Annotated in this window: 10 protein-coding genes and 1 pseudogene; 7 read left to right on the top strand and 4 right to left on the bottom strand. The window is 71.8% G+C overall.

Annotated elements, in window-relative coordinates; all coding sequences use genetic code 11:
* Window positions 1-28: 28 nt before the first annotated feature.
* Both ACQEVU_RS46760 and ACQEVU_RS46755 read right to left on the bottom strand, forming a co-directional pair.
* A complete protein-coding gene (locus ACQEVU_RS46760; RefSeq protein WP_433336250.1) occupies window positions 29-757 on the bottom strand; it encodes a PIG-L deacetylase family protein in 729 nt (242 codons plus the stop codon).
* Between the two features lie 7 nt (window positions 758-764).
* A pseudogene (locus tag ACQEVU_RS46755) lies at window positions 765-1,046 on the bottom strand (chorismate mutase); the annotation flags it as partial.
* 265 nt (window positions 1,047-1,311) lie between these two features.
* On the opposite strand from ACQEVU_RS46755, the gene pcrA reads away from it, so the two are divergent.
* Window positions 1,312-3,711, top strand: a complete 2,400-nt coding sequence (pcrA, locus tag ACQEVU_RS46750) for a DNA helicase PcrA (protein WP_433336248.1) — start codon at window positions 1,312-1,314, stop codon at window positions 3,709-3,711.
* Between the two features lie 28 nt (window positions 3,712-3,739).
* On the opposite strand, the gene ACQEVU_RS46745 is transcribed toward pcrA, so the two are convergent.
* Window positions 3,740-4,441: a M23 family metallopeptidase gene (locus ACQEVU_RS46745; protein WP_433336246.1), complete on the bottom strand. Its 702-nt coding sequence runs from the start codon at window positions 4,439-4,441 to the stop codon at window positions 3,740-3,742.
* A 278-nt stretch (window positions 4,442-4,719) separates the two neighbouring features.
* Here ACQEVU_RS46745 and ACQEVU_RS46740 point away from each other — a divergent pair, with 278 nt between their 5' ends.
* The 4 genes from ACQEVU_RS46740 (at window position 4,720) to ACQEVU_RS46725 (ending at window position 8,972) form a co-directional block, all read left to right on the top strand.
* Window positions 4,720-5,115 (top strand): cobalamin B12-binding domain-containing protein, encoded by a 396-nt coding sequence (locus ACQEVU_RS46740; protein ID WP_433336244.1) that lies wholly within the window; start codon window positions 4,720-4,722, stop codon window positions 5,113-5,115.
* A 389-nt stretch (window positions 5,116-5,504) separates the two neighbouring features.
* On the top strand, window positions 5,505-6,680 hold the full coding sequence (sucC, locus tag ACQEVU_RS46735) for an ADP-forming succinate--CoA ligase subunit beta (RefSeq protein WP_433336242.1): 1,176 nt from the start codon (window positions 5,505-5,507) through the stop codon (window positions 6,678-6,680).
* Window positions 6,681-6,685: 5 nt separating this feature from the next.
* Window positions 6,686-7,573, top strand: a complete 888-nt coding sequence (gene sucD, locus ACQEVU_RS46730; protein ID WP_433336240.1) for a succinate--CoA ligase subunit alpha — start codon at window positions 6,686-6,688, stop codon at window positions 7,571-7,573.
* Window positions 7,574-7,670: 97 nt separating this feature from the next.
* Complete coding sequence (locus ACQEVU_RS46725) at window positions 7,671-8,972, top strand: cell division protein PerM (RefSeq protein WP_433336238.1); 1,302 nt, start codon at window positions 7,671-7,673, stop codon at window positions 8,970-8,972.
* 31 nt (window positions 8,973-9,003) lie between these two features.
* Here ACQEVU_RS46725 and ACQEVU_RS46720 read toward each other — a convergent pair whose 3' ends face one another.
* Window positions 9,004-9,609: a DUF4190 domain-containing protein gene (locus ACQEVU_RS46720; RefSeq protein WP_433336236.1), complete on the bottom strand. Its 606-nt coding sequence runs from the start codon at window positions 9,607-9,609 to the stop codon at window positions 9,004-9,006.
* A gap of 199 nt (window positions 9,610-9,808) precedes the next feature.
* On the opposite strand from ACQEVU_RS46720, the gene purN reads away from it, so the two are divergent.
* Complete coding sequence (gene purN, locus ACQEVU_RS46715) at window positions 9,809-10,420, top strand: phosphoribosylglycinamide formyltransferase (protein ID WP_433336234.1); 612 nt, start codon at window positions 9,809-9,811, stop codon at window positions 10,418-10,420.
* Window positions 10,413-11,945 (top strand): bifunctional phosphoribosylaminoimidazolecarboxamide formyltransferase/IMP cyclohydrolase, encoded by a 1,533-nt coding sequence (gene purH / locus ACQEVU_RS46710; RefSeq protein ID WP_433336232.1) that lies wholly within the window; start codon window positions 10,413-10,415, stop codon window positions 11,943-11,945. The genes purN and purH overlap by 8 nt, the downstream gene beginning before the upstream one ends.
* Window positions 11,946-12,068 lie beyond the last annotated feature (123 nt).

The raw sequence follows: 12,068 nt of genomic DNA, 5'->3' as shown, positions 1-12,068 counted from the left end.
CGGGCGCGCACGAGGGGGGAAGCGCTCGTCAGGCCGTGTGGAAGATCGAATACCCCTCGGCCAGGCGCCCGTCCGGCAGGCCGCCGGCCCGCGCGAACATGGCGTGGCGCTCGCGAAGCAGCTCATCGAACCCGTCCAGGTGTGACGTCTGCGACACGTGGGCCCGCAGGGCCGCCAGCTTGCGCGGGAACACGTCCGTGATGTCGACGTAGTGGTCCGGGTTGGGGCCGCCGCTGTACCACACCTCGCGCACCGTCCACGGATCCAGGCCGATGTCCGTGAACGTGAACGGGTTGCGCGAATCCGGATATACCGCGCAGGTCGTGGCCTCGCCCGCGGCCAGGTGGTCGGGGTGGCTCGGGCCGGCCAGGCGGTCCCAGCGGCGCAGCGGAGAGCTGGTCAGCACGCGGTCCGGGCGGAAGCGCCGGATCGCGGCGGTGATGTCCCGGCGCAGGGCGATCGTCGGCTCCAGGACGCCGTCGCGGTACCCCTCCAGGAACTCCACCTGCTTCACGCCCACGGCGGCCGCGGCGGCGCGCTGCTCCGACTCGCGCAGCAGCGGCATCTGCTCCCGGGGCGTGTCGTCGAATCCGCCGGCGTCACCCCGGGTCACGAGCAGGTATGCCACCTCGAGCCCGGCGTCGACCCAGGTCGCGACCGTGCCGGCCGAACCGAAGTCGACGTCGTCGGGGTGCGCGAGTACGCACAGGACGCGCTGCACATCGGTGAGCGGCGCGGCCGAAGGAGGAAAGGTCATGCCCCTATTACAGCGGACCGCGGCCCGCGCGCAGGATGAGCAGCGCCAGCTGCGTGCCGTCGGCGCCGAGCTCCGCGCTGAAGCGCTCGAGGATCTCCCGCTCGCGGGAGAGCACCAGCCGGGTGCCGCCGGCGGCGACGCGGGTCTTGCCCACCTCCTGCGAGATCGCCGCGCGCTCCTTCCAGAGCGCGACGATCGCCGCGTCGATCTCGTCGATGCGGTTGCGCAGGCCGGCAATGTGCTGGTCAGGGGTGGTCTGCTGTTCCATGGTGACGGCGGCCATCTCTCTTCGTTCCTTTTCGGTCGGGTCCGCGCGATCCGGGCCCGGGAACGCGAACGCCCCGGGCTTCGGGGCCCGGGGCGTCGGTAGGCTTTGCGATCAGGCGCGACCTACGGCTGCCGGACTCCGGTAGCCGTAAAAAAAGTAGGAGCGCACCTGCTCGATCACGTAGCCGAGTATGGCACGCCCGCGATCGTCGCGGAAAGTCCTACCGAAAGTTGGGACGCGTCGGTTTTCGGTCACCAGTACGACCGGGCATAGACTCGCCCCTGCGATGCAATCTCTCTTCGAGGTACCCCAGTCTCGCCCGCCCGCGCCCGAGGCCCCGGCGGCGCCGCCCCGACCCCCCAAGCGCGACCTGCTGGAAGGGCTCAACGGCCCCCAGCGCGACGCGGTGACCCACGAAGGCCAGCCGCTGCTCATCGTGGCCGGCGCCGGGTCCGGCAAGACCAAGGTGCTCACGAGCCGCATCGCCTACCTGCTGGCGGCGCGCAACGTGCATCCGGGCGAGATCATCGCCATCACGTTCACCAACAAGGCCGCCGGCGAGATGAAGGAGCGGGTCGCCAACCTGGTCGGCAACCGCGCCCGGCTGATGTGGGTGTCCACGTTCCACTCGGCCTGCGTGCGCATCCTGCGCGCCGAGCACGACCACGCCGGGTTGAAGTCGACGTTCTCCATCTACGACGCCGACGACTCGCGAAGGCTGATGCAGCTCGTCGCGCGCGAGCTCGACCTCGACCCGAAGAAGTACCCGGCCCGCGGCCTGGCGACCCAGGTGTCCAACCTGAAGAACGAGCTCATCGACCCCGAGACGTTCGCCGGCACGGCGAAGGGGCCGGCGGAGCGGGCGCTGTCGGAGGCCTACACGCTGTACCAGCAGCGGCTCTTCGAGGCCCACGCGCTCGACTTCGACGACCTGATCATGCGGGTGGTGCACCTGCTGCAGAGCCACCCCGAGGTCGCCGAGAGCTACCGCCGCCGCTTCCGCCACGTCCTCGTCGACGAGTACCAGGACACCAACCACGCGCAGTACATGCTGGTGAAGGAGCTGGTCGGGGACACCGGCGAGCTGTGCGTCGTGGGCGACGCCGACCAGTCGATCTACGCGTTCCGCGGCGCCACCATCCGCAACATCCTCGAGTTCGAGCGCGACTACCCCAACGCGCACACGATCCTGCTCGAGCAGAACTACCGCTCCACCCAGACGATCCTCAACGCGGCCAACGCCGTCATCGGGCGCAACAGCGACCGCAAGCCCAAGCGGCTGTGGAGCGACCAGGGCGCCGGCGAGCAGATCGTCGGCTACGTCGCCGACACCGAGCACGCCGAGGCCGACTGGGTCGCCCGCGAGATCGACCGGCTCTCCGACAACCAGGGCGTCCGCCCCGCCGACGTGGCCGTGTTCTACCGGACCAACGCGCAGTCCCGCGTGTTCGAGGAGATGTTCATCCGCTTCGGCCTGCCCTACAAGGTCGTCGGCGGCGTGCGCTTCTACGAGCGCAAGGAGGTCCGCGACGCGCTGGCCTACCTGCGCGCCGTGGTCAACGAGGACGACACCGTGAGCATCCGCCGGGTGCTCAACACCCCGCGCCGCGGCATCGGCGAGCGGGCCGAGGCGTGCGTGGAGGCCCTCGCCGGCCGCGAGCGGATCTCCTTCGGCGCCGCCCTGCGCCGCGCGAGCGAGGCGCCCGGCATCTCCACCCGCGCGGCCAACTCCATCGGCGACTTCGTGGCCCTGCTCGACGACCTGCGGGCCCTGGCCGAGACCGCCATGCCAGAGGAGGTGCTGGAGGCGGCGCTGGAGCGCTCCGGCTACCTCGGCGAGATCGAGGAGAGCACCGACCCGCAGGAGGCGGGCCGCGTGGAGAACCTCCAGGAGCTCGTCAGCGTCGCCCGCGAGTACACCGAGCGCACCGAGGCCACCGTCGCCGTCGCCGCCGAGGCGGGTGACGCGACCGCGGTCCCCGGACCCAGCGTCGCCGGCTTCCTCGAGCAGGTGTCGCTGGTCGCCGACGCCGACCAGATCCCCTCCGACGACCCCGACCACACCGGGGTCGTCACGCTGATGACCCTGCACACGGCGAAGGGCCTGGAGTTCCCGGTTGTGTTCCTCACGGGCCTGGAGGACAGCGTCTTCCCGCACCAGCGGGCGATGAGCGACCGCAAGGAGCTGGAGGAGGAGCGCCGCCTGGCGTACGTCGGCATCACCCGCGCCCGCCAGCGCCTCTACATCTCGCGCGCCGTGACCCGCTCGGCCTGGGGCCAGCCCTCGTACAACCCGCCGTCGCGCTTCCTGGAGGAGCTGCCGCCGGAGCTCGTGCGGTGGGAGCGCACGGACGCGGCGTACACGAGCTGGTCCGGCCGCGCGGGCGTCGGCGGCCGCGGCTCCGGCGCGACGCAGAGCCGCACGTCGTCGTTCGTCGGCGGCACCCCGAAGGCGTCGCAGCTGGCGGCGAAGCTGGGCCTGGACGCCTCGAAGCTGTCCACGGCGAGCGAGCTGCAGCGCGACGTGCCGTCGCTGGCGGTGGGCGACCGTGTCAACCACCAGCGCTACGGCCTCGGCCGGGTCCTGGCCGTCGAGGGCGCCGGCCCTCGCGCGCAGGCCCAGATCGACTTCGGCGACCAGGTCATGTGGATCGTCCTGCGCCACGCCGCGGTGGAGAAAATCTAAGACAAGGCCAACCGTCGTGGCCAAGATCCTACGAGTACGCGGTCTCTGAGTGGTGCTGGATATCGACGCCGTGGCGGAGCATGAACGCCAGCGGTTCGATCGGCTTGCCGTCCTGGCGCACCTCGAAATGTAGGTGCGAGCCGAACGAGTGGCCGGTGTTCCCGACCAGCGCGACCCGGTCGCCGGCCCGTACCTGCTGGCCCTCGTGGCAGAGCAGCTTCGACGCGTGCCCGTAGACGGTGACGACCCCGCCCCCGTGGTCGATCATCACGTTGTTGCCGTACCCGGCGTTCCACCGGCACAGCACCACGGTTCCGGCGGCGACGGCCGTGAACGGCGTACCCTCGGCCGCCCCGAGGTCCACGCCCGGGTGCAGTTGCCCCCAGCGCTGCCCGAACATCGACGTCAGCGTGTACTTGTGCATCGGCAGGATCCACACGTCCGGGGCCGGCTGGCCGGCCCGCGACGACGTCGACCGGCTCGCCCGGTCGCTCGAATGGGTGGTCACGTCGTCGTAGTTGCCGGCCGACTCGATCGTGAGGTCGTCGGTGTGCGGCTCGGGCAGCGCCGCCGCCGTGCTCAACGCGACCACCGCCGAGCTCACGACGGCCGTGGTCAGCAGGGCCAGGAACCGGTGCCGCGGCGCGGGCTGGCGGCGCCGTCCCCGATAGTTCGCGCGTTGCGCGAAGGCGCGGGCACGCAGCTGCGCGGGCGCGGATCTTGCATTCAACGCGGTGAACCTCCGATTCCCGGCGAAATGCGATTCGGCAGCGATTGTGCGGTATTCCGGTATTCGCCGGAAGCGAATGCGAATAGAAGTGCGCACAACGGGTGGCGCGTTTGTGCCCGGCCGGTTGGTTCTGCGTAACCGCGGCCGTCGCGCGGTCGTTGCCCGTCCGCTCCAGGTGCTGCGGTACCTTCGGACTGGGTCCGCGACGATGCGGATCCGAGCCCATGGGCCGCCACGAACGGCCAGGGCCGACAAGGAGGGACAGGGAGGACGGCAGGATGAGCGCGCGGACCCGCGTCGTCATCGCCAAGCCTGGCCTCGACGGACACGATCGAGGCGTGAAGATCGTCGCCCGCGCGCTGCGCGACGCCGGCATGGAAGTCATCTACACCGGGCTGCACCAGACGCCCGAACAGATCGTGGAGACCGCGATCCAGGAGGACGCCGACGCCGTCGGGCTGTCGGTGCTCTCCGGCGCGCACATGACGCTGTTCCGCCGGGTCATCGAGCTGCTCGCCGAGCGCGGCGCCGCGGACGTGACCGTCTTCGGCGGCGGCATCATCCCCGACGAGGACGTGCCCGAGCTGCAGCGGCTCGGCGTCGCCCGCATCTTCACGCCGGGCGCCACCACGCAGTCGATCGTCGAATGGGCTCAGGAAAACCTCAAAAGCTGAATTGTCCGCGCTCGATCGCGGCCAATGACCCGGAAAAGGCAAAGGGAGGGGCCGGACGCACCCCTCACACGTCCGGCCCCTCTATTGCACGATGCCCCGCCGCCACCCCTCGACCGACAGGGCATCGGCCGTTCTTGGTGCCGGCCCTACCCGCGGGCTTTCCCGTGGGCGGGCCGACACTGCACTCAACGACGGGCCGCCGTGGCGGTTACGCGCTCACCGCCGTGTCACCTGGAAGTGAGCATTCGCGGCCGAAGTGGGCCCAGAGTGGAATCGGGCACATCGCCGAACCCACGCGAAGCTGACCGACGGCGGCGCGGCTAGGCTGCGAACCGTTGAGCCGTCCTCGCGATGGGGCAGGCGGCACGGTTGACGGAACGGGACCAACTGTGGACCTGTACGAGTACCAGGGGCGCGCCCTCTTCGCGAAGCACGGCCTGCCCGTGCTTGGCGGCGGTGTCGCCGAGACCCCTGAAGAGGCCAGGGCGATCGCCGAGGAGCTCGGCGGCCGGGTCGTCATCAAAGCCCAGGTGAAGGTCGGCGGCCGCGGCAAGGCGGGCGGCGTCAAGCTGGCGGAGGGCGCCGACGAGGCGACCGCGCACGCGACCAACATCCTCGGCATGGACATCAAGGGCCACACGGTCCACAAGGTCATGGTCACCACCACGGCCGACATTGCCGAGGAGTACTACTTCTCCTACCTGCTCGACCGCGCGAACCGCACGTTCCTGTGCATCGCCAGCGTCGCCGGCGGCATGGAGATCGAGACCGTCGCGCACGACGCGCCGGAGAAGGTGGCCAAGGTCGCCATCGACGCCGTCAAGGGCGTCGACGAGGCGACCGCGCGGCAGATCGTCGAGCAGGCCAAGTTCCCGGCCGACGTCGCCGACCAGGTCGTGGCGATCGCGGTCAAGCTGTGGCAGGCGTTCGTCGCCGAGGACGCCACGCTGGTCGAGGTCAACCCGCTGGCGAAGACCACCGACGGCACCGTGCTCTGCCTCGACGCCAAGGTGACGCTCGACGCGAACGCCGACTTCCGCCAGCCCGACCACGAGGCGCTGGAGGACAAGGCCGCGACCGACCCCCTCGAGCAGGCGGCCAAGGAGAAGAACCTCAACTACGTGAAGCTCGACGGCAACGTCGGCATCATCGGCAACGGCGCCGGCCTGGTCATGTCGACCCTCGACGTGGTCGCCTACGCCGGCGAGGGGCTGGGCAGCAAGCCCGCCAACTTCCTCGACATCGGCGGCGGCGCCAGCGCCCAGGTCATGGCCAACGGCCTGGAGATCGTGCTGGGCGACCCCGACGTCAAGAGCGTCTTCGTCAACGTCTTCGGCGGCATCACCGCCTGCGACGCGGTGGCCAACGGGATCGTGCAGGCGCTGCAGCTGCTGAGCGAGCGCGGCGAGGCGGTCACCAAGCCGCTCGTCGTCCGCCTCGACGGCAACAACGCCGAGGAGGGCCGCCGCATCCTCGACGAGGCGGCCAACCCGCTGATCGAGCGGGTGGACACGATGGACGGCGCGGCCCGCCGGGCCGCCGAGCTCGCAGCGAGTGGGGTGTAACGACCATGGCGGTATGGCTGACCGAGTCCAGCAAGGTCATCGTCCAGGGCATGACCGGCGCCGAGGGCTCCAAGCACACCCGGCGCATGCTCGCCGCGGGCACCAACGTGGTCGGCGGCGTCAACCCGCGCAAGGCGGGCCAGCAGGTCGACTTCGACGGCACCAAGCTGCCCGTCTTCGCCAGCGTCGCCGAGGCGATGGAGCAGACCGGCGCCGACACCAGCGTGATCTTCGTCCCGCCGGCCGGCACCAAGTCGGCCGCGCTCGAGGCGATCGACGCGCAGATCCCGCTCGCCGTGGTGATCACCGAGGGCGTGCCGGTGCACGACACCGCCTCGTTCTGGGCCCACGCCTGCGCGACCGGCAACAAGACCCGCATCATCGGCCCCAACTGCCCCGGCATCGCGAGCCCCGGCAAGTCCAACGCCGGCATCATCCCGGCCGACATCACCGGCCCGGGCAAGATCGGCCTGGTCAGCAAGTCGGGCACGTTGACGTACCAGATGATGTATGAACTGCGCGACATCGGCTTCTCGACGGCCATCGGCATCGGCGGCGACCCGGTCATCGGCACCACGCACATCGACGCGCTCGCCGCGTTCGAGGCCGACCCGGAGACCGCGGCGATCGTCATGATCGGCGAGATCGGCGGCGACGCCGAGGAGCGCGCCGCCGACTTCATCAAGTCCAACGTGCGCAAGCCGGTGGTCGGCTACATCGCCGGCTTCACCGCCCCGCCCGGCAAGACGATGGGGCACGCCGGCGCGATCATCTCGGGCTCGGCGGGCACCGCCGACGCCAAGAAGCTCGCGCTGGAGGCGGCCGGCGTCGCCGTCGGCAAGACGCCGACGGAGACCGCCAACCTCATGCGGGACATCGTCACCGCGCTGTAAGGCACCCGCGGTGACGCCGTCACCGCGCTATATGCCGCGAAGTCCGGACGGCCGGGGTTAGTGACCGGCCGTCCCGACTTTGGCAAAGTGAATGCCGATGCCGACCACCCCAGACGAACACGACGACGGGGCGCAGACCCGGCTCGCCGACCGCGAGACCGTCCGCCTGCCGATCCAGCGGCGCTCGGTCCGCGGCAAGGACCCGTCCCGCCGCCCCGCCCGGCGCGCCCCGCTGGCGCTCGCCGCCGTGGTCAACTCGCTGTGGGCGGCGCTCGTCTCGCTGCTGCCGACCGCCGTCGTGGTCTGGCTCCTCTTCGCCATGGACAGCGGTGGCACCCCGTTCGGGCAGGTGCTCCGCCTCGGCGTCGCCGGCTGGCTGCTCGCCCACTGGGTACCGCTGCAGACCAGCATCGGCCCGGTCTCCCTCGCCCCGCTGGGGCTCACCCTCATCGCCGCCTGGCGGGTGTACCGCGCCGGCGTGCACACCGCCCGCGCCGTCGGCGCCCGGGCCCACCACCGCGGCCGCCCCTGGTCGCCGTGGCCGGCCGCCCGTGCCGGCCTCGCCGTCGGCGTCGTCTACGCCGCGCTCGGCACCGCCGCCGCGTTCGCCCTCGGCGACCAGGGCCTCGAGGCCTCCGCGGTCCGCGCCGCCCTTACCTTCGCCGCGTTCGGCCTGGCCGGCGGCTCGCTCGGCGCGTTTGCCGAGGCCCGCGGGATCGCCCGGCTGGCCGGGCGCACGCCCCGGGTGATCCGTGACGCCACCCGCACCGGCGCCGTCGCCGCGCTGCTCGTGCTCGGGGCGGGGGCGGCCACGACCGGCATGGCGGTCGCGTTCAGCGGCGGCGACGCGAGCCAGATCATCGACGACTACCACACGGGGATCGCCGGGCAGGTCGGCCTCGTCGTGGTCTGCGGGTTCTTCGCCCCGGACGTCACCGCGTGGGCGGCCAGCTACCTCGTCGGGCCCGGCTTCACAATCGGGTCGGAGACGTTCATCAGCGCGGCGCACGTGTCGGTGGGGCCCCTGCCCGCGGTACCACTGCTGGCCGGTCTTCCCTCGACCCCGGCGACCGGCTATGCGCCGCTGCTGCTCGGCCTGCCCCTGGCCGCGGCCCTCGTCGCGGGCTGGCTGCTGGCCCGGCGGTCGCTGCGCAACGACGCCGACCGCCCGTGGCTGCCGCTGCTCGGCGCGGCCGCGCTGGCCGGACCGGTGGCCGGGGTGCTGCTCGCGCTCGTGTGCGCCGCGGCCAGCGGCTCGCTCGGCGCCGGCGGCCTCGCCGACGTCGGCCCGCACGCCGGGGCGGTCGGCTTCGTCGCGCTGTTCATGATCTCGATCGGCACGCTGCTGTCGACGACCGCGACCAAGCTGGCCCTGCGCGCGAAAAGGGCGCGCGAGTAGCTCGCGCGCCCCTCTTCGCGAACCGGACCTATTAGTAGTAGGTCAGGTTCGCCATGTTGAGGCCGAAGACCAGGATCAGCCACAGCAGCTCAAGGCCGGCGCCGATGGCACCGCAGATGATGCCGGCGAGCGCCATGCCGCGGTTGTTGGCCAGGCCCTGCTTCACCTTGTTGAGGCCCAGGTAGCCGAGCACGACGCCGGCGATGCCCAGCGGCAGGCCGATGTAGCAGCACATCATCGGGATCGAGGCGATGCCCAGGATCATGCCGACGAGGCCGAGCGTGTTCTGCGGCTGCGGGCCCGCCGGGCCGAAGCCGGCCGCCGGGTAGGCGCCGCCGGAGGTGGGGTATGCCCCGCCGGAGGTCGGGTATCCGCCACCCGAGGTCGGGTACGGCGTGCCGGAGACCGGCGGCTGCTGCGCATACGGGTCCTGGTAGGCCGGCTGCTGCGGCTGCGCGTAGGGGTCCTGGTACGCGGGCTGCTGCGGCTGCGCGTAGGGGTCCTGGTACGCGGGCTGCTGCGGCTGGCCGTACTGGGGCTGGCCGTACTGCGGCTGGCCGTATTGAGGCTGCTGGCCGTAGGGGTCCTGGCCGGGCTGCTGCCCGTACGGATCCTGGCCCGGTGGTGGGTAGCCCATGGCTATGGCTCCTAAGGCTGAGGACGTTTCCTGGTACGTGGTGGTCGCACCAGGGTAATCCCGGGGGGATACGGAACCACGGCAGCCTACTTGCCCCGATCAAGTCCGGACTACATGTCGCCGGCATTTGTCTGTTTTTATGCAGAATGCGGACAGGCCCGCCGCTGAGCTGGGCGGACCCGGTCGATACAGTTTCGTGGTGACAGTTCGGCTTGTCGTGCTCGTGTCCGGTTCCGGGTCAAACCTGCAGGCCTTGCTCGACGCCGCCGAGGACCCGTCGTACGGCGCCGCGGTCGTCGCGGTCGGCGCCGACCGCCCCGCCATCGAGGGCCTGGCCCGGGCGGAGCGCCGGGGCGTGCCCACGTTCGTTGTCCGAGTGGGTGACTTCGCCACGCGCGACGAGTGGGACGAGGCCCTGCTGTCGCGGGTCAGCGAGTTCGAGCCCGACCTGGTCGTCTCGGCCGGGTTCCTGAAGCTCGTCGGCCCGCGGTTCCTCGGCCGGTTCGAGGGCCGTTACATCAACACACACAACGCTTTGCTCCCGGCGTTTCCGGGTATCCACGGCCCGCGCGACGCACTCGCGTACGGCGTGAAGCTCGCCGGCGCCACGCTGCACTTCGTCGACAGCGGCGTCGACACCGGGGCGATCATCGCGCAGGTCGCGGTGCCGGTCCTCGACGAGGACACGGAGGACACGCTCCTGGAGCGGATCAAGGAAGCCGAGCGCCGCCAGCTGGTCGACACGGTCGGGCGGATGGCGCGCGAGGGCTGGACCGTCAACGAACGAAAGGTCAGGCTGGGCCGTGGCTAACCGCCGTCCAATCAGGCGCGCGCTCATCAGCGTCTACGACAAGACCGGGCTCGAGGAGCTGGCGCGCGCGCTGGCCGGGGCCGGCGTCGAGCTCGTCTCCACCGGGTCCACCGCCGGCCGCATCGAGGCGCTCGGCCTCCAGGTGACGCGGGTCGAGCAGCTCACCGGCTTCCCGGAGACGCTGGACGGCCGGGTCAAGACCCTGCACCCGCGCGTGCACGCCGGCCTGCTCGCCGACCTGCGCCTGGAGACCCACGCCGCGCAGCTGGCCGAGCTGGGCATCGAGCCGTTCGAGCTGCTGGTCTCCAACCTGTACCCGTTCACCGAGACGGTCGCCTCCGGCGCCTCCGACGACGAGTGCGTCGAACAGATCGACATCGGCGGCCCGGCCATGGTCCGCGCGGCGGCCAAGAACTTCGCCAGCGTCGCCGTGGTCACCTCGCCGGCTTCCTACGCAGCGGTACTGCAGGCCGTGGCCGACGGCGGCTTCACGCTGGACGAGCGCCGCGGGCTGGCCGCGCAGGCGTTCGCGCACATCGCGGAGTACGACGTCGCCGTCGCCGCCTGGTTCGCCCGCGACGACCAGCAGTTCGCCGGCACCGCGCTGCGCCAGACGGCCACGCTGCGCTACGGCGAGAACCCGCACCAGTCCGCCGCCCTCTACGAGGACCCCGCGGCCGCCCCCGGCCTGGCCCAGGCCGAGCAGCTCGGCGGCAAGGAGATGTCCTACAACAACTACGTCGACGCCGACGCCGCCTGGCGCTCCGTGCACGACTTCACCGACCCGTGCGTCGCCGTCATCAAGCACGCCAACCCGTGCGGCATCGCGATCGGCGCCGACGTCGCCGAGGCCCACCGCAAGGCCCACGCCTGCGACCCGGTCAGCGCGTTCGGCGGCGTGATCGCCGTGAACGGCCCGGTCACGGCCGAGCTGGCGGCCCAGATCGCCGAGATCTTCACGGAGGTCGTGGTCGCCCCGGCGTACGACGACGAGGCTCTGGCCCTGCTGACCGCCAAGAAGAACCTCCGCGTCCTGCGCGCCCCCGCCTGGCGCCCCGAGCCGATCGAGCGCCGCCAGATCTCCGGCGGCGTCCTCGTGCAGGCGGCGGACCGCATCGACGCCGAGGGCGACTCCCCGAAGCACTGGACCCTGGTCACCGGCGCCCCCGCGGACGCCGACACCCTGCGCGACCTGGAGTTCGCCTGGCGCGCCGTGCGCTCGGTGAAGTCCAACGCGATCCTGCTCGCCGCGGACGGCGCCGCGGTCGGCGTCGGCATGGGCCAGGTCAACCGCGTGGACTCGGTGCGCCTGGCGATCACCCGGGCGGGCGAGCGCGCGGCCGGCTCGGTGGCGGCCTCCGACGCCTACTTCCCGTTCCCGGACGGCCCGCAGACCCTGATGGACGCCGGCATCCGCGCGATCGTGCAGCCCGGCGGCTCGATCCGCGACGAGCTGACGATCGAGGCGGCGAAGGCGGCCGGCGTCACGATGTACTTCACCGGCACCCGCCACTTCTACCACTAGACGGCTGTGCGCCCGGCCCTCGCCACGGCAGCGTGACGGGGGCCGGCTGTGTTAGCCGGCTCGCCGCGCTCGCCCGGGGGGAGCTTCGCTCCGGCGGCGCCGGTCCTACGCCGGGTCGTCGGC

It is taken from the genome of Dactylosporangium sp. CA-139066 (genome assembly GCF_050936175.1).
Lineage (GTDB): Bacteria > Actinomycetota > Actinomycetes > Mycobacteriales > Micromonosporaceae > Dactylosporangium.
The sequence above is the reverse complement of the archived record's forward strand: the minus strand, read 5'-3'. Positions and strand labels throughout refer to the sequence as shown.